The organism is Paractinoplanes rhizophilus (genome assembly GCF_042664765.1).
Lineage (GTDB): Bacteria > Actinomycetota > Actinomycetes > Mycobacteriales > Micromonosporaceae > Actinoplanes > Actinoplanes rhizophilus.
In genome coordinates this window covers 258,626-275,789 of record NZ_JBHTBJ010000002.1, presented here as the reverse complement: position 1 = coordinate 275,789, position 17,164 = coordinate 258,626, and the positions used below count along the sequence as shown (strand labels likewise).

15 protein-coding genes and 1 pseudogene are annotated in these 17,164 nt (G+C 73.2%); 12 read left to right on the top strand and 4 right to left on the bottom strand.

Features of this window, described 5'->3' with window-relative positions:
- Window positions 1-82 precede the first annotated feature (82 nt).
- Window positions 83-1,867 carry a DEDD exonuclease domain-containing protein gene (locus tag ACFQS1_RS05150; RefSeq protein WP_378964875.1) on the bottom strand — a complete coding sequence of 595 codons (1,785 nt, stop codon included), beginning with the start codon at window positions 1,865-1,867 and terminating at the stop codon, window positions 83-85.
- A gap of 107 nt (window positions 1,868-1,974) precedes the next feature.
- Here ACFQS1_RS05150 and ACFQS1_RS05145 point away from each other — a divergent pair, with 107 nt between their 5' ends.
- The 6 genes from ACFQS1_RS05145 to ACFQS1_RS05120 all read left to right on the top strand — a co-directional run bounded on the left by ACFQS1_RS05145 (window position 1,975) and on the right by ACFQS1_RS05120 (window position 9,227).
- Window positions 1,975-3,348: an NYN domain-containing protein gene (locus ACFQS1_RS05145; RefSeq protein WP_378964874.1), complete on the top strand. Its 1,374-nt coding sequence runs from the start codon at window positions 1,975-1,977 to the stop codon at window positions 3,346-3,348.
- A gap of 147 nt (window positions 3,349-3,495) precedes the next feature.
- Entirely contained in the window at window positions 3,496-3,717 is a 222-nt protein-coding gene (locus tag ACFQS1_RS05140; RefSeq protein ID WP_378964873.1) for a hypothetical protein, read from the top strand.
- Window positions 3,718-3,739: 22 nt separating this feature from the next.
- Entirely contained in the window at window positions 3,740-4,996 is a 1,257-nt protein-coding gene (locus ACFQS1_RS05135) for a M48 family metallopeptidase (protein ID WP_378965033.1), read from the top strand.
- On the top strand, window positions 4,996-6,129 hold the full coding sequence (locus tag ACFQS1_RS05130) for a glycosyltransferase family 4 protein (protein ID WP_378964872.1): 1,134 nt from the start codon (window positions 4,996-4,998) through the stop codon (window positions 6,127-6,129). Before ACFQS1_RS05135 ends, ACFQS1_RS05130 begins: the two co-directional genes overlap by 1 nt.
- Window positions 6,130-6,438: 309 nt before the next feature.
- Window positions 6,439-8,559: an ABC transporter ATP-binding protein gene (locus tag ACFQS1_RS05125; protein ID WP_378964871.1), complete on the top strand. Its 2,121-nt coding sequence runs from the start codon at window positions 6,439-6,441 to the stop codon at window positions 8,557-8,559.
- Window positions 8,560-8,609: 50 nt separating this feature from the next.
- Window positions 8,610-9,227 (top strand): TlpA family protein disulfide reductase, encoded by a 618-nt coding sequence (locus ACFQS1_RS05120; RefSeq protein ID WP_378965032.1) that lies wholly within the window; start codon window positions 8,610-8,612, stop codon window positions 9,225-9,227.
- 90 nt (window positions 9,228-9,317) lie between these two features.
- Here the strand turns inward: ACFQS1_RS05120 and ACFQS1_RS05115 are convergent.
- Window positions 9,318-10,445: pseudogene (locus ACFQS1_RS05115) on the bottom strand (MFS transporter); the annotation flags it as partial.
- A 66-nt stretch (window positions 10,446-10,511) separates the two neighbouring features.
- Here ACFQS1_RS05115 and ACFQS1_RS05110 point away from each other — a divergent pair.
- Together ACFQS1_RS05110 and ACFQS1_RS05105 are read left to right on the top strand one after the other, a co-directional pair.
- Entirely contained in the window at window positions 10,512-11,033 is a 522-nt protein-coding gene (locus tag ACFQS1_RS05110; RefSeq protein ID WP_378964870.1) for a MarR family winged helix-turn-helix transcriptional regulator, read from the top strand.
- A 45-nt stretch (window positions 11,034-11,078) separates the two neighbouring features.
- Complete coding sequence (locus tag ACFQS1_RS05105; protein WP_378964869.1) at window positions 11,079-11,492, top strand: DUF4395 domain-containing protein; 414 nt, start codon at window positions 11,079-11,081, stop codon at window positions 11,490-11,492.
- Here ACFQS1_RS05105 and ACFQS1_RS05100 read toward each other — a convergent pair.
- Window positions 11,489-12,157, bottom strand: coding sequence for a response regulator transcription factor (locus tag ACFQS1_RS05100; RefSeq protein ID WP_020512124.1), 669 nt, complete (start codon window positions 12,155-12,157; stop codon window positions 11,489-11,491). The genes ACFQS1_RS05105 and ACFQS1_RS05100 overlap by 4 nt on opposite strands.
- A 7-nt stretch (window positions 12,158-12,164) precedes the next feature.
- The gene (locus ACFQS1_RS05095; RefSeq protein WP_378964868.1) at window positions 12,165-13,859 is read right to left on the bottom strand and encodes a GAF domain-containing sensor histidine kinase; all 1,695 of its coding nucleotides are present in this window, start codon (window positions 13,857-13,859) and stop codon (window positions 12,165-12,167) included.
- Between the two features lie 81 nt (window positions 13,860-13,940).
- Between ACFQS1_RS05095 and ACFQS1_RS05090 the strand changes: the two genes are divergently transcribed.
- Genes ACFQS1_RS05090 through ACFQS1_RS05075 form a run of 4 tightly spaced genes read left to right on the top strand, consistent with a single transcriptional unit; the run spans window position 13,941 to window position 17,164 of the window.
- Window positions 13,941-14,393 carry an SRPBCC family protein gene (locus ACFQS1_RS05090; protein ID WP_378964867.1) on the top strand — a complete coding sequence of 151 codons (453 nt, stop codon included), beginning with the start codon at window positions 13,941-13,943 and terminating at the stop codon, window positions 14,391-14,393.
- 13 nt (window positions 14,394-14,406) lie between these two features.
- Complete coding sequence (locus tag ACFQS1_RS05085) at window positions 14,407-15,501, top strand: hypothetical protein (RefSeq protein WP_378964866.1); 1,095 nt, start codon at window positions 14,407-14,409, stop codon at window positions 15,499-15,501.
- A gap of 21 nt (window positions 15,502-15,522) precedes the next feature.
- Window positions 15,523-16,473: an ROK family glucokinase gene (locus tag ACFQS1_RS05080; protein ID WP_378964865.1), complete on the top strand. Its 951-nt coding sequence runs from the start codon at window positions 15,523-15,525 to the stop codon at window positions 16,471-16,473.
- 43 nt (window positions 16,474-16,516) lie between these two features.
- The gene (locus ACFQS1_RS05075) at window positions 16,517-17,164 is read left to right on the top strand and encodes an endonuclease/exonuclease/phosphatase family protein (RefSeq protein ID WP_378965031.1); all 648 of its coding nucleotides are present in this window, start codon (window positions 16,517-16,519) and stop codon (window positions 17,162-17,164) included.

Sequence of the window (17,164 nt, the reverse complement as noted above, 5' to 3'; positions counted from 1 at the left end):
CGGGAACCCGTCGGTCCCGCGGCGAGCCGCCTGGCAAATCGGCGTGAACCTCCCCGAACCAACTCCGGGTAATCCACTTGCCCTACAGCCTAAGCGAGCGAGCGTCATCCGAACGGTCAGTTACGGATGAGCGAACGGCCGAGTCTTTGCCCGAAGCTGCGGCTTCTGCCCGGTTGAGCAGGGCGGTGAAGCGCGCCGCGCCACGAACCGGTGACACCCAGTCGCCGGACGTTTCCACCAAGCGGGTGTCGGGCCGCTCGAGCCACGCGAGGATCCGCTCGGTCTCCTCGGCACTCGCGGCCGGCACCGGACCCGGTCCGGGTAGGACCGTCTCGGCGGTCATCCGGACCGCGTCGAGCGTCGGGCGGGGGTGCTCGCGGGGCGGGGAGGTGGCCGCGGCGGCGAGCCGGCCGTGCCGCACCACGACGATCTCCCACCCGCCGATGCCGTCGCGGCGGGCGGCCACCACCTCGGCGAGCCGGGTGAGGGCGGCCAGGCGCTGCATGCGGACGGTGGCCCGGAGCAGCGCGATCATGCGGGAGCGCAGGACCGCGGCCTCCTCGTAGCGCTGGTGCTCGGACAGGGCCTCGATGCGGCCCATCAGGGCGGCGACCACGATCCCGGGGTCGCCGTGGATGGCCGTGCGGAACGGGGCGGCGGCGGTCGACGCGTACGCCTCAGGGGTGATCTTGTGTTCGCACGGCGCCGGACATTTGCCCAGCTCGGCCAGCGCGCACGCGGGCATCGGCGTGCGGATCGAGAGGGCGTGGCCGCACTGGCGCAGGGGAAGCGCGTCGTAGACCCCGGCGGCGGCCAGCTCGGCGGTGCGCCGCGACGAGAACGGACCCAGGTAGGCCGCGTCGTCGTCGGCCAGCTTGCGCACCACGGACAAGCGCGGATACGCCTCGGTCGTCAGTTTGAGCCAGACCACCCGCTCGGGGTATTTGGACCGGCGGTTGTACGGCGGCGAGTGCGCCGCGATCAGCCGCAGCTCGCGGACCTCGGCCTCGAGCGAGTGGGCGCACTCCACCGCCTCGACCCGGGTGGCGGCCGCCAGCATCTCGGAGATGCGCGCCCGCTTTTCGCTGGCCGTGAAGTAACTGCGGACCCGGGTGCCGATGTCCTTGGACGTGCCGACATAGAGCGCGCGGTCGTCGGCGGCCCGGAAGACGTAGACCCCCGGCACGTGCGGCAGGCCCTCGGCGAGGTGGCGCTTGCGGCGCTGGGTGGGCGTGACCGCCTTGACGAACTCGATGGCGTCGCCGAGCGTGTGCACCTTGAAGCTGCCCAGCCGCTCGATCAGGCCGTGCAGCACGTCGACGGTGGCCCGGGCGTCGTCGAGCGCGCGGTGGGTGGGCTGGACCGCGGCGTGGAAGAAGTGGGCGAGCGTGGCCAGCTTGCGATTGGGCACCTCGTCGCGGGTCAGCGCCCGGCGGGCCACCGCGGCGGTGTCGAGGACCCGGGGACTGGGCCACGGATAGCCGTGCCGGGCGCAGGCCGCCTTGAGGAAACCGACGTCGTACGGCGCGTTGTGCGCGACCAGGACCGCGCCGCGCAGGAACTCGAGCAGGCTGGGCAGCACCGACTCGATCGGCGGGGCCGGGGCCAGCATGGCGTCGGTGATGCCGGTCAGGACGGTGATGAACGCCGGGATGCGCTCGCCCGGGTTGACCAGGGTCGCGAAGACGCCCAGCTCCTCGCCGCCGCGGACCTTGACCGCCCCGATCTCGGTGACGCCGGCCCCGTCGGCCGCGCCGCCGGTCGTCTCGAGGTCGAGAACCACGAACGTGGTCTCGGCCAGGGAGAGCGCGGCCGGATCGCTGAGGAGCGTGTCCAGAGTGCCCTGGACATATGCGGGTTGTGCCACGGCGGGGAGATTAGAGCGGGGGTACGACATTTCCCGGCAGGCGGCCGTTTGAAAAGATCACTTGCTTCGACAAGCTTTTCTGCCGTCCACGGTGTGAGAATGGGTAGATGTCCGAGCCTTCGTTTCCCGGCGACCGCCCCGAGGAGGAGGCGGCCACTGCCCGAGATGCGGAGTTTGTCCCGGAACCGATCCTTCCCGAGCCGGTCCGCCAGCGGATCACCACGCTGGCCGCCGCCGCCCTGCCCGCCCTGCCCGCCGACGAGATCCCGGTCGCGCTGCGGCGGGTCGCCCGGTTCGCCCCGAACCGCCGGGCCCGGCTCGGCGGCCGGGAGATCGCCGCGCAGCTCACCAGCGACCCGCTCTTCCGTCAGCGGATCAGCGGGCGGGTCATCACCGAGGCGGGTGACCTGGGCGCCGCCGTGGCCGCCGGGATGGCGCCGGCGGCCGCCGACCCGGTCGAGGTGGCGGCGCTGGCATACCTGGCGCGGCCGGAGGGCTGGCGAGAGCTGATCGAGGGCGCCGGCGACGCGGTCCGGGCCGAGGCCGACAACGCCGCGATCGCCTCGCAGATCCGCGAGGCCGAGCAGCGGGCGGTGCGGGCCGAGCACGACCGCACGGTCGCCAAGGTGGAGGCCGACAAGCTGCGCGACGAGCTGGCCCGGGTCCGCGAAGAGCTGGGCCAGGTGCGCGAGGAGGCCCGGACGACGGCCAAGGCGCTGCGCGAGGCGCAGGCCGCGCAGAAACGCGCGAGCGACCTGCTGGCCACCGAAAAGGGACGCGCGTCGCGCATTGCGGCCGATCATGATGCAGAGGTACGCCGGCTGAAGACGCGCCTCGCCGAGGCGGAGGCTCAGGCCGCCACCGGCAAGCAGAGCGCCAAGGAGGCCCGGGCCGCCGACGACGCCCGGCTCTGGCTGCTGATCGAGACCATCGGGCAGGCGGCGTCGGGGCTGCGCCGCGAGCTTGCGCTGGGCCCGTCGGAAAAGATGCCGGCCGACTTCGTGGCCGACGCCGCGGCCGACCGGCCCGGGTCGCCCGAGCGGTCGCGGGCCCGCGCCCAGGACACCGACGACCCCGGCCGGCTCGACCAGCTGCTCGCGCTGCCGCGGGCCCACCTGGTCGTCGACGGGTACAACGTGACCAAGCGCGGCTTCGCCGAGATGTCCCTCGAGCAGCAGCGCAAGCGGCTGATCACCGGGCTGGGCGGGATAGCGGCCCAGACCGGCGACGAGGTCACCGTGGTCTTCGACGGGGCTGAGCGGGTGCACGGGCTGCCGCCGGCGCCCCGCGGCGTACGCGTGCTCTTCTCCCGGAAGGGTGACACGGCCGACGAGCTGATCCGTCAGTTGGTGCGGGCGGAGCCCGCCGGCCGGCCGATCGTGGTGATCTCGTCCGACCGCGAGGTGGCGGACGGCGTGCGGCGGCACGGCGCGTACCCGATGGGCGCCGATTCGCTGCTCAGGCGGCTCGCCCGCTCTTGAGCTGAGCTGAGCTGGCCGGCTCCGCTTCGCTCCGCGGGGCGATCGCGGGAGTCCCGACCTCGGGAGCACCGCGGAAATTTTGTCGTACCCCTCGCCTAGCGTGACCGTTACCGATGGTGGTCGCGGAACCACCCGGGTGAGGAGGTAGTGGTGATCGTCGACTGCGGTCGCTGCGCCGGTGCGTCCGACGCGTGCCGGGGTTGCCTGGTCAGCGCGCTGCTGGACACGCCTGACGGCCTTGCCGACCTGACCCCCGGCGAGCTCCGGGCGATCGAGACGTTCGAGCTGGCGGGCTTCGACGTCGAGATCCTGGAGACGCCCGAGCCCCCCGTCGTGGTGCCCATGTTCCCGCGCCGTCACGTCGCGTGATTTCTCTAGGATGTTGCGGATGATGACGTCGCGGGCCTGGGCCGTGGGCACTCTCGTTGTGTTGCTCGTGGTGCTCGCCGTCTTCGCCGCCGTGTCCATTCCGTGGCATCGGCCGCCCGCGCCCCGGGCCGACCAGATCGCCGCGCTCGGCTCGCTGCCGGCCGACAAGGTCGAGCGGGCCCGGCAGTTCCGCTCCGAGCTCCGCCCGGGGTCGTACGGCGCGATGGCGATCGGCCTGCTCGTCGCCCTGGTGCTCGGACTCACGCCGCTCGGCGCGTGGCTGGTCACCCAGGCCGGGCGGCCGTTCGGCGGCAACTGGGTCGCGCAGGCCGTGCTCGGCGGCCTCGTCGTGGTGCTGGTGGGCGAGATCGTGACCCTGCCGTTCGCGGCGTGGCGGCACGTCATCGTGGTGCGGTACGGCATCTCCACCCAGTCGTGGGGGCCGTGGACGGTCGACCTGCTGAAGTCGTTCGCGGTCGGCGCGGTCATCGGGGCGGTGGCGCTGCTCGGCTTCTACACCATCACCCACTTCGCGCCGCGGTGGTGGTGGGCGTTCGGGGCGGCCGGGGCGGCCGCGCTGGTGGTGCTGCTCTCGTTCGTGCTGCCGGTGCTGGTCGAGCCGGTGTTCAACAAGTTCACCCCGATGGCCGACGGCTCGCTGCGGGTCGCGCTTCTCGAGTTGGCCGAGCGCGACGGCGTGCCGGTGCGCGACGTGCTGGTGGCCGACGCGTCCCGGCGGACGCGGGCGGTCAACGCGTACGTCTCGGGCCTCGGCCCGACCCGGCGCATCGTCGTCTACGACACCATGCTCACCGAGGCGACGCCCGACGAGGTGGTCTCGGTGGTGGCGCACGAGCTGGGCCACGCCAAGGACAACGACGTGCTGATCGGCACGGTCCTCGGCGCGTTCGGGGCGGCCGTCGCGGTGATCGCGCTGTTCCTGCTCGGCTCGTGGGGCGGCCTGCTGCGCCTGGCCGGCATCGACTCGATCGGCGCGCCCGGCGGCATCGGCCTGGTGCTGGCCGTGGTCACGGTCGCCGGGCTGCTGGCCGGCCCCGCCCAGTCGTTCGTCTCGCGCCGCATCGAGGTCCGCGCCGACGCGCACGCGCTGGCGCTGACCGGCGACCCGGCCACGTTCGAGGCGATGCAGCGCCGCCTCGGCACGGTCAACCTCGCCGACCCCGACCCGCCCGCCTGGGAGTACGTGATCTCCGCCTCGCACCCGTCCACGGTGGAACGGATGGCCGCCGCCCGCGCCTACGCCCGGGGTGAGCGCTGATGGGGCGGACGCTGCTTGTCACCAACGACTTTCCGCCGCGGCCGGGTGGGATCCAGCAGTTCGTGCACAACCTGGCGGTGCGGCAGCCGGCCGATTCGGTGGTTGTCTACGCGTCGACCTGGCGGGGCGCCGAGAAGTTCGACGCGGAGCAGCCGTTCGAGGTGGTGCGCGAGCAGACCGGGGTGTTGCTGCCCACGCCGGCGGTCGCCAAGCGGGCCGCCGCGCTCGCGCGCGCACACGACTGCGATCGGGTGTGGTTCGGGGCGGCGGCGCCGCTCGGGCTGCTCGCCGACGGCCTCCGGCGCAATGCCGGCGTGACCCGCGCCGTCGCGATCACCCACGGCCACGAGATCGGCTGGGCGGCGCTGCCCGGCGCCCGCCAGTTGCTGCGGCGCATCGCCCGGGGCAACGACGTGGTGACCTACCTGGGCGAATACCAGCGCAGCCGGCTCGATCGGGCGCTGCACGGCCTGACCGACCTGGAGCGGCTGGCGCCCGGCGTCGACGTGGACGCCTTCCACCCCGGGGTCGACGGCGCGGAGGTCCGCGAGCGCCACGGCCTCACCGACCGCCCGGTGATCGTCTGCGTGTCGCGGCTGGTGCCGCGCAAGGGGCAGGACACGCTGATCCGGGCCCTGCCCGCGGTGCGCCACCGGGTGCCCGACGCCGCGCTGCTGCTGGTCAGCGGCGGCCCCTATCGGGCAAAGCTCGAGCGTCTGGCCCGCGAGCAGGGCGTCGAGTCCGCCGTGGTCTTCACCGGTTCGGTCCCGTGGGGCGAGCTGCCGGCGCATTACGCGGCCGGCGACGTGTACGCGATGCCGTGCCGCACCCGGGCCGCGGGCCTCGACGTCGAGGGGCTCGGCATCGTCTACCTGGAGGCGTCCGCCACCGGCCTGCCGGTCGTGGGCGGCGACTCCGGCGGCGCGCCCGACGCCGTCCGCGCGGGCGAGACGGGTTACGTGGTGGGCGGCCGCGACCTGGAGGCACTGACGTCCCGCCTGATCGAGCTGCTCAGCGACCCGGCGCGGGCCAAGGCGATGGGCGACGCGGGGCGGGCCTGGGTCGAGCGGGAGTGGCGCTGGGAGACGCAGGCAGCACGGATGGCCCGCCTTCTCGACCCGGCGGTGGGCTGAGCCGCGGGACTGGGCTCGCGGGCTCGTGGGCTGGGCGCGCGGCCCGGGCGCGGGGCGGAGGCCGCGGAACGAGCCATGGGCTGGCCGCGAGGCTCGGGCGTGGGGTGAGCGGCGGGCTGGTTCGCGGGGATGAGTCCTGGCGTGAATGAACTGGCGGGAGACGGAACTTGATAGACGGCGGTGACGAGGCGGCGTAGGAAAGGCGAAGAGCTTCCGGTGCCGCTCCGTCCGGCGGGCCGTCCGTGCGCCGCGCGTGCCTGAATGCCGGCGCGGAGCTCGCGCTGAGGGACCCCCGAGACGGAGCCTCCGATGCCGGACGCGAATCCCGAAACCGCCGCCACCCCCGTAACCGCCATCCCTGGAAATACCGCCCCCGAGACCGCCGCCACCCCCGAGACCGCCGCCCAGCCTGTCGCCGCCCGCCCACCTGGGCTCACCACCCGCCTGCTTGCGGCTCTCCGGCGCGACCGGCGGCCACCCGAGCCGGCCCCGGCCGACAGCAGCGCCGGCGCGGCGGATGGCCGGGCCGGCCCGGCCGGCACCGCGGACCGGGAGGTTCAGCAGGAGCTCGAGGACGGCGAGCTGGATGTCTCGCACTGGCTCGTGACCTACCAGGAGGTGGCCGGAACCCCGTTCCTGCGCGCGCTCCGGCGACTGCCCTCGCTGCTCCGCGAGGCCTGGCTGCTCGCCTGGCGCGCCGACCCCCGCACCGCCGCCGCGGTCGCGTTCTTTCAGGTGGCTGCCGGCGCGGCCAGCGCGGTGGGCCTGATCAGCGTGGTCGGTGTGTTCGACGGGCTGCTTCGGGCGGGACCGACCCCGGAGCGGGTGCGCGCGGCCGTACCCTCGCTGCTCTTGCTTGTCGGTGCGGCGACCCTGCGGGGAGCCCTCACCGCGGCCGCCGCGGCCGCCAACGGGCGGCTGTCGCCCAAGGTCTATCAGTCGGCCGAGATGCGGTTGCTCACGCTCACCACCCGGGTCGACCTGACCACCTTCGACGACCCCTCGTGGCGGGACGCCCTGGAACGGGCGCGCGACCGGGGCATCGCCGCCGCCGAGATGCTTGTCGATCGGGCCATCGAGCTGGCCACCAACGTCGTCGGGCTGGCCGCCGCGGCCGGTGTGCTCGCGGTGCTGCATCCGATTCTGCTGCCGCTGCTCGTGCTGGCGGTGATGCCGGTCGCCTGGTCGGCTCTGCGGTCGGCGCGGCTCGACCGGCAGCGGGTGCTGCGGCTGATCACGGTGTGGCGGCGGCAGCGGATGCTCTTCGAGCTGTTGGCGGCGCGCGAACCCGCGCCGGAGCTGCGGGCGTTCACGTTGCGCGAGTTCATGCTGGGCGAGGTACGCCGGCTGATCCAGGTGTCGACCGACGAGGAGGTCCGGGTCAACACCAAGCGGGTGCGCACCTCGCTGGTCGGCACCGTGCTCAGCGCGATGGCGACCGGCCTCACGTACGCGGTGTTGTTCTGGCTGCTCTGGACCGGCCGGATGGAGCTCGCGGCCGGCGGCGCGGCGGCGTACGCGATCAACATCGGCATCGGGAAGCTGCGGGAGCTGGCCTTCACCGCGAACCGGGTCTTCGAGCAGGGCCTCTACTTCGACGACTTCCGGGGCTTCTGCGAGCTCTCGCGCCTGCGCGCGGAGCCGACGCCCGACGGCGTCGCTCCGCCGGGCTTCCGGGAGATCAAGCTGGATCGGGTCACGTTCCGCTATCCGGACGCCGACCAGCCGGCCGTACGCGATCTCAGCATGACCGTCCACCGGGGCGAGGTGATCGCCCTGGTCGGTGAGAACGGCTCCGGCAAATCGACGCTGGCCGCGTTGATCGCGGGCCTGTACCGGCCGCAGGAGGGCACCGTCACCTGGGACGGCGCCGACGTGGCGACGTTCGACCCGGAAAGCCTGCGGGAGCGGGTGGCGGTGGTCATGCAGGAGCCCACCCGCTGGCCACTGTCGGCCCGCCTCAACATCACGATCGGCCGGCACGACCGCGTCGTGAAGATCGAGAACGTGCACGAGGCGGCGCGAGCCGCGGACGCCCACGAGTTCGTCATGGAGCTGACCAAGCAGTACGACACGATGCTCTCGCGGCACTTCAAGGAGGGCGCCGACCTGTCCGGCGGCCAGTGGCAGCGGCTCGCGGTGAGCCGGGCGTTCTATCGGGACGCGCCGCTGCTGATCTGCGACGAGCCGACGGCGAACCTCGACGCCAGGGCGGAGCATGACGTGTACGAGCGGTTGCGGACGCTCGCGGCCGGGCGGACCGTCGTGCTGATCACCCACCGGATGGCGTCGGTGCGCGACGCGGACCGGATCTACGTCCTCGATCACGGCGCGGTCGTCGAGGAGGGCGACCACGATTCGCTGATGGCCGTGGGCGGGATCTACGCCCAGTTGTTCACGCTCCAGGCCAGCGCTTATCAATCGGCGTGAGTCCCGTCGCACCGGGCCGCGTGGCAACTTTCGCGTGGCAGAGTCGTCTCATGGACCCGCTGGGTGTGGCAGTCATCGTTGCCGTGCTGATCGTGGCCACGACGTTCGGTCTGTGGCGGCGCCGCACGGACGGCATCATCCGCGACGAGGCGGCGGAGAAGAAGCGGCGTCGCAACATCCTCGAGGCGGCGGGGCTCGAGGTCGTCGAGATTCCGGATCATTCGTCGCCGACGGCGGTCGCCGCGGCGGCGGCCAAGGCGGCGTCGACGGCGGCGGCCGCGGCGGTGCACGCACCGGTCGTCGTTCCGGATCGGGAAGAGGAGCCGGGCGTTCTGAGCGCCGAGGCCGAGCGTCTCGCGCCCGGCCTGCTGGAACGCCTCGGCGTCGGGCCGGCGCAGGTCACCTTGCTGCAGTTCTCGTCGGCGTTCTGCGCGCCCTGCCGGGCGGTGCGGCGGATCAGCTCCGAGGTAGCCGAGCTGGTGCCCGGCGTCCAGCACGTCGAGGTCGACGCCGAGAGCCACCTGGACGAGGTGCGCGAGCTGGCTGTCTGGCGCACCCCGACGCTGCTGATCCTGGACGCCGAGGGCCGCGTGGCGAAGCGCGCCACCGGCGTCCCCAGCAAGCCGCAGCTGATCGCGGCCATCGGCGAGCTGATCCCCGACCGGTAGATCAGACCAGCGCCGATTCCGGCACCGGGGAGCGGCGGGGGCGGTAACCCTGGTCAGGGTGCGCGAGCCGGGGATCAACAGCTGCGACGCCGCCGACACAAATAGGACGCCGGCGCAGACGGTGAGGACCGGGTTCAGCCCGAAGCGGTCCGACAGCGGACCCGCCAGGACGTTGCCGATCGGCATGGCCATGAACGACGTGAGGGTGTCCCACGACGCGACCCGGCCCAGGGCGCTCTGCGGGATCCGGTCCTGGAGCGCGGTCTGCCATGCCACATCGAAGAAGATCAGCCCGGACCAGCCGATGATCGCGCCCGCCAGGACGGCTGTCAGGGTGGCCGGCCAGACGTACGCGAAAGCCCAGAGCGGCATCAACATCAGCGTGAGCCAACCGGCTCGCAGCAAGCGACGCGGTTTGAAGCGCAAGGCGACCGCCGCGCCGATCATGCCGCCCAGGCCCTCCGCGGCGGCGATGAAGCCGGCGGCGGACGCGCCGCCCAGGCGCTGAATGGCGATCACCTGGACCAGCACGAGGATCACGCCGTTGGCGACGTGGTAGACCGAGGCGCCGAGAAGGCCGCCGAGCAGCCAGTCCCGGCCGCTGATCTCGCGCCAGCCGGCGCCCAGCTCGCGCAGCATCGACGTGCGCGGGCCGCGAGTGGCGCGGGCGCGCAGCAGCAGGCAGGCGGCCATCGACCCGAGGAAGCTGACCGCGTTCACCGCGAAGCCGGCCGGCGCGCCGAACGCCGCCACGGTGAGGCCGCCGATCGCGGGACCGGCCACCGAGCTGCCGGTCTGCAGCATGCTGAGCGTCGCGTTCGCCGCCTGCCGGCGCTCGATCGGCACCAGCAGCGGGCGCAGCGCGGTCATCGCGGGGTTGAAGAAGCTGCCCGCGCCGGACGAGATCGCGGTGAGCCCGGACAGCAGGACCAGGTGATAGCCGCCGCCGAGGAACATCACCGCGATCGCGGCCGCGCACAGCAGGCGGACGAGGTCGGAGGCCACCATGACGCGCCGCGGCTGGAGCCGGTCGGCCCAGACCCCGCCGAGCAGGGAGCAGGCGAGCAGCGCGGTGAACGAGCAGGCCATGACGATGCCGAGGTCACCGGCGCCGCCGCCGGCCCGGACGATCGCGACGGCGAGGGCGACGGTCTGGAAGCCGTTGCCGATCCAGGACAGGGTCTGGCCGGTGGCGAGCAGGCGGAAGTCGGACAGCATGACGGCGACGGTGGTTCGGAGTCTAACTATTCGCAATCTAAATATCGGGCATGGAACAATGGACACATGACTGAGCGCACGGCGGAGGAGCGGGACGGGGTAGACGATCACGTGGCGCGGTGGGCGACGTTCTGGAAGGACGATCCGCGGTTCGCGCCCGAGATCGAGGGCGCCCTGGTGCGGATGAACGACATCGCCAAGTGGGCCCGCCGCCAGGACGCGGCCGCGTTCGCCGGCAACGAGGACTTCACGCTGGAGGACTTCAAGACCCTCCACGCGCTGATGGTGCAGCCGTATCCGACCGAGGCCACGCCGGCGCAGCTCGCCGAGGCCACCCACGTGACCCGGGCCGCCATGACCAGCCGGCTCGACCGTCTCGTCGCGGCCGGGCTGGTGACCCGCGAGGTCGACCCCACCGACCGGCGCCGGGTGCTGGTGCGCCCGACGGGCAAGGGCCGCGAGGAGTGGGACAAGCACATCTTCGAGGGCATGGCACGCGAGCGGAAGTTGCTGGGCGCGCTCACCTACGAGGAGCTGGTGCGGCTCAACGCGCTGCTGCGCAAGGTCCTGCGTTCCCTAGAACACTAATCGGACCCGTAGAGATTCGGGGCGCGCTGGACTTTACTGTCAGACATGGAACTCGACCCCCGTGGCCAGCGCTTCGCCGCGACCCTGACCAGCGCCGTGCTCGTCGCGGTGCTGGCCACCGGCTGGGGCTGGCTGGCGCTCGCCCAGACCATCGTCTTCGCGATCACCGCCATGAACCCCAAGCAAGGCCCTTACGCGTACGTCTACCGCACACTGATCCGGCCGCGCCTGGGCCCGCCCGCCGAGCGCGAGCCCGCCGCGCCGGTGCGTTTCGCCCAGACCGTCGGTTTCACGTTCCTGGCCGTGGCCACGGTCGGCTATCTCACCGGACTGACCGCGCTGGGCGTGGTGTTCGCCGCGTTCGGGCTGCTCGCGGCGTTCCTGAACGCGGCCTTCGGGCTCTGCCTGGGCTGCGAGGCGTATCTGGCGCTGCGCCGCCTCGCCGCCCAGCGGGCTTAGAACTTCGGGGCGTCCGGCGCCTCGAGCAGGCCCAGCCGCAGCGCCGTCATCAGCGCCTGCGCCCGGTTGGCCGCGCCCAGCTTCTCGTACAGCTTGGAGATGTGGGTCTTGGCTGTCGACTCCGAGACGAACAGCTGCTTGGCGATGCCGGCGACGCTCATCCCGTCGGCCAGCAGGCGCAGCACCTGACCCTCGCGCGGCGACAGCTGCGGACCCGAGGGGGCCAGCCGCCGCTTCATCGCCTCGGCCAGGTCGGCCGCGGTGAACGCGCTCGGCGCCGAGGCGGCGTGCCGGGCGGCCGCGACCACCTCGTCGGCGGGCGCGGTCTTGGGCACGAAGGCGCTCGCCCCGGCCTCCAGCGCGCCGAAGAGCTGGTCGTCGCCCGCGTACATGGTGAGGACGACGATGCCCATGTTGGCATTGTTCTTGCGGAGGGCCTTGGTGGCCTCCAGGCCGCTGCCGTCGGGCAGGCGGAGATCCATGATCACAACGTCGGGCTGCAGGGCGCCGGCCTGGCGCACCGCCTCGGCCGCCGTGGCGGCCTCGCCGACCACCTCGAACTGGCGGTCGCGCTCGAATGCGTGTCGCAGCCCCTTACGAATCAGGTCGTGATCGTCGACGAGAAGGACCTTGGTGCGCGTGGTGGGCGCAGGACTGGTCGACATGCCTGAGTTACTCCCCTTCTGGAGCTGGAGCGGAAACGCTATCCCGCACGCTATCGCGCTTACCCGGCGAACCGAGCACTACGGCCACGGTTGTCCCGCTGGGGTGTCGCGGCGTGATTTTCAGCCGGCCGCGGATCCGTTCCGCGCGCTCGGCCATGATGGTCAGGCCGTAACGACCGTCCGGGCGGTCGTCGGCGAAGCCCTTGCCGTCGTCGGAGACCTCGATCTCCGCGTACGGCGGGTCCACGGTGCAGGTGACCCACAGGTTGGAGGCGCCGGCGTGCTTGCGTGCGTTGGTGATCGCCTCCTGGGCGATGCGCAGCAGCTCGGCCTCGGTCGCGGCGGGCAGCCGGGCGGTGGACTCGTCGAAGGTGAAGTGGACGCGCAGGCCCGCCGAGGTGCCCAGGGTGCGGGCGTACTCGGCGATCGCGGCGGCCAGGCCGCCGTTGCGGTCCACCTCGGAGCGCAGCTCGAACAGGCTGAGCCGCAGCTCGGTGATGACCCGGGTGACCTCGTTGCGCAGGGTGCGCAGCTCCTCGGCGGTCTCCTCGGCGCCCTCGGGCAGGGTCGCCTGGGCGTTGTCGATGCCGTAGCCCACCATCACCAGCTCCTGGGCGACGCCGTCGTGGATCTCGCGGGCCAGGCGCTGGCGCTCCTCGTTGGTGGCGAGCGAGCGGACGTCGTCGAAGAGCAGGGCGGCCTCGAGCCGGATGGCGGCCGGCTCGGTCACGCCCGTTATATCGAAGACCACAGATGAAGGGTACGCGTTCGGGACGTCCGTCTCGAGGATGACGAGGCCGATCGTGCGCACCCCGGCGACCAGCGGGACGACGAGCGAGGAGACCTCGCCGCGGCGGCTGGACCGGCCCTGCGAGCGGTTGGCCACCTGCGGCTGCTGGGTGGCCCAGGCGTCGGCGATGGCCGAGTCGGCGTCCAGCGTCGTCTCCCAGTCGACCCGGTCGGCGCCGGTCTGGGCGAGCACCACGAGCCGGCCGCCGCCGCTGGTCGACAGCACCGCCGCCCGGTCGCCCGGCGCGACCAGGCGCAGCTCCTCGAGCAGGTGCTCGGAGATGCCGCCCGGGTCGAGGGTGGCGCCGGGCAGCGAGCGGGCCACGCTGCGGAGCTGGGTGAGCAGGCGGGTGGCCTCCGCGTACGGCTGGGGGGTCGGCTCGGGCGGCTGCATCAGCTGGCGCATCGTGTCGGCGGCGAACGTGACGATGGCGCCGAGCACCAGCCACTGGCCGCACGCCGCCAGGAAGCCCGGCTGGGAGATCGGGCTGACCTCGCCGAGCCACACGCCGCCGGCCACCATCGAGACGGCCGCGACGCCGAGCAGCGCGGCGCCCTCGGTGGGCCGCCGGCGCAGCGCCGCGGAGAGCAGCGGGACCGCCAGATAGGGCAGCACCGCCTCGGCGCCGAAGCCGGCGTCCACAGTGCCGGACTGGTCGGCCGCGGCCGCGACCGAGCCGGCCGCGAGCCCGACGACCACCACCTCGGCGAAGCGGCCGAGCGGCGCGAGGACGCGATGCTCGGGCGCGAGGAACGCGGGCAGGGCGGCCACCACCAACAGGGCGATCCAGCGCAGCTGCGCCAGGTCCTGGGTGGCGATCAGCGTGAGCGCCGCGACCAGCACCAGCATGATGAGGCGCGCGGCCACCGCGAGCGGCTGGACGCGCGAGGAGACACTGGCAAGCACCGGCACCTGACGGATGGTAGTCGCCGCTGCAAGATGCGGCTCGGCCCGGTCGTCGGGATCGTCGCGGCGACGGGGTAGCCTCCGTGCATGGCGGATACCTCGACGCAGTCGATCCAGGTTCATGCGCCCGTCGACCGCGTGGCCGCGGTGATCTGCGACTTCCCGCGTTACCCCGAGTGGGTCGACGCGATCGAGCAGATCGAGGTCCTCGAGGAGTACGAGGACGGTTATGCGGCCCGCGTGCGCTTCGTGATCGACGCCGGCGTGATGGCCGACGACTACACCCTCGAGTATGCCTACGCCGACGACCTGACCCGCATCGAGTGGCACCTGGTCGAGCCGTCCAAGACCCAGAAGTCGCAGCAGGGCTCGTACGACCTGGCCGACGCCGGCGACGGCACCACCACGGTGACCTATTCGCTCGAGGTCGAGCTCTCGATCGGGATGCTCGGCATGTTCCGCCGCAAAGCGGAGAAAATCATCATGGACACGGCGCTGAAACAGCTCAAGCGCCGCGTCGAGAGCCTTCCGGCGAGCTGAGCGGGTGGGTGCGATGCCAGAGTCGGCGCGCGAGGAGGCCGAGCGGCTGGTCGCCACGCTGATCGCGATGGCGGCGGGCGGTGCCGCCGCAAGCGATTCTTCCGGTACGCGCGACGCGCTCGCTAACGGTTTGAGCGGCCTGGCCAAAACGGTCGCCGGAGCGGTCGATCGCCTGGCGAGTGTCGGTCGGGACCCCGGGCAGCCCGCGGGCGGCGCGCAGGGTGCCGGCGGGGGCGGCGGCGTCCAAGGTGCCGCCCAGGGTGGCCACAAATGGGCCACGGGCAGCGCCGAGTGCTGCGTCTGCCCGATCTGCCGGGCGATCGCGGCCGTGCGCGACCCGAGCCCCCAGACAGCGGTGCGCCTGGCCACCGGCGCCGGGGATGTGGCCTCGGGAGTGGCGAGCCTGATGCGCGGGCTTTCGTCGATCGCCGGTGACGGCCGGAAGCGCCCCGCCAGGCCGGCCCAGCCCGCGCCGCCGAGCCCGGACGAGGCTTGGTCGGCCGCCACCCGAGTCGCCCAGCCCTCCGGTCCCGAGCCCGCCGATGTCGAGCGAGCCAGTGAAGAGCCCGCCGATGTCGAGCGAGCCAGTGAAGAGCCCGCCGATGCCGAGCGAGCCAGTCAAGAGCCCGCCAGTGCCCAGCCGGCCAAGACAGCGCCGATGAGTCCCGACGAGGCGGCTGCGGCGGGTCTCGACCCGTGGGCGGCGGCTTCGGCGGCCTCCGCGGCCGAGGCCGAACAGGAGCGGGTGGCCGCTCGGGAGGCCGCGCGCAAGGCGGCCGAGGAGAAGCGGGTGGCCGCTCAGGAAGCCCTGCGCAAGGCGGCCGAGGAGGCGCGTGCGGCCGCGGCGGAGGCGGCCGAGCGGGTGGCCGAGTCGGCCGCGCAGGCGAAGGCGGCGAAGGCCACGGAGATCCGGGACACCGAGGCCGGGGGCGGGGGCTCCGGGCGTACCCCTCGAAGGTTTGATGTATGGGCCGCGGCCACCGCCGAAGCGGGTGTTGGCGACGTGGCGCGACCCACGACGGTGGATCATGATGTGCCGGGCGCCGAGGCGCCCGCGGAACGCGGCGACGAGGCGGGCGACGCGGCCCCCGGCGACGACGCGGTGTGAGCGGTAAACAGAGGAGACAGCGTGACGCTGACCATCGGAGTCGACGTCGGCGGCACCAAGGTGGCCGGAGGGGTGGTCGACGAGCACGGCACGGTGCTGGCGTCCAACCGTCGTGACACCCCGGCCGAGGACCCGGCCGGCACCCGGGACACGATCGTCGAGGTGGCGGCCGAGCTGGCCAGGCAGTTTCCGCAGGCCACCGCGATCGGCATCGGCGCGGCCGCATGGATCGACGCGCCGGGGGCGACCGTGCTGTTCGCGCCCAACCTCGCCTGGCGGGACGAGCCGCTGCGCGACTACGTGAGCAAGGCCGTCGGGCTGCCCACCGTGCTCGAGAACGACGCGAACGTCGCGGCCTGGGCCGAGTTCCGGTTCGGGGTCGCCAAGCACGCCGACGACTCGATGGTGATGATCACCGTGGGCACCGGGATCGGCGGCGGCATCGTGCTCGGCGGCAAGCTGTGGCGCGGGGCGAACGGCATCGCCGGCGAGCTCGGCCACATCCAGTCGGTGCCGGACGGCCACCCGTGCGGCTGCGGCCGGCTCGGCTGCCTGGAGCAGTACGCCAGCGGCAACGCCCTGGTCCGGTTCGCCCGGGCCGGCGCGCGGCAGGAGCCGGAGCGGGCCGCGCGGCTGCTCGAGCTGGCCGGCGGCGATCCGCTGGCGATCACCGGGCGGCAGATCACCGAGGCGGCGCGGGCCGGCGACGGCGTGGCCCGGGACGCGTTCGCGCAGATCGGCTACTGGCTCGGCGTGGCGATGGCCGACCTGGCGCAGGCCCTCGACCCGCAGGTCCTCGTGGTCGGCGGCGGTGTGGTCGACGCCGGCGACCTGCTGATGACGCCCACCCGCACCACCTACCGCGACCAGCTCGCGCAGCGCGGCCGGTTCCCGGTCGCCGACCTGGTGGCCGCCCAGATGGGCAACACCGCCGGGGTGGTCGGCGCCGCCGACCTGGCCACGCGGATCTGAGGGCGAGAGAGGGAGAACCGTGTCCGGGGTGCCGCTGCGGGTGATGAGCTACAACGTCCACGGCCTCAGGGACGACCGGGCGGCCCTGATCTCGCTGATCCGCGAGGCGGACCCGGACGTGCTGGTCGTGCAGGAGTCGCCGCGGCGGTTCCGGTGGCGGCACAAGTGCGCGGCGCTCGCCGACGACGCCGGCCTGGTGGTGGCGGCCGGCGGGCTGCCCGCCCTGGGCAACCTCGTGCTGGTCAGCATGCGGGTCAAGGTGCACGAGACGTGGTGCATGCGGTTTCCGCTGACGCCGGGGCGGCATCTGCGCGGCGCGGCGTTCGTGCGCGGCTCGGTGCGTGGCGGCCGGTTCACCGTCTCGGGCTCGCACCTGGCCACCGACCCGGCCGAGCGCCCGGCGCAGGCCGCCCTGTGGAAGCAGGCCCTCGACGGCATCGAGGGCCCGGTGATCGCCGCCGCCGACCTGAACGAGGGACCGGGCGGGGGAGCGTGGCGGACGGTCGAGGATGGCCTGCTGTCCTCCGCGGCGGGGCACTTCACGTTTCCGGCGACGCTGCCCGCCCGGCTCATCGACGGCCTGTTCGTCACCCCCGACATCACCATCGAGAAGTATGAGGTGGTGGAGTCCGACCTGGCCCGGCGGGCGAGTGATCATCTGCCGGTGCTGGCCGACTTGCGGCTGCCCTGA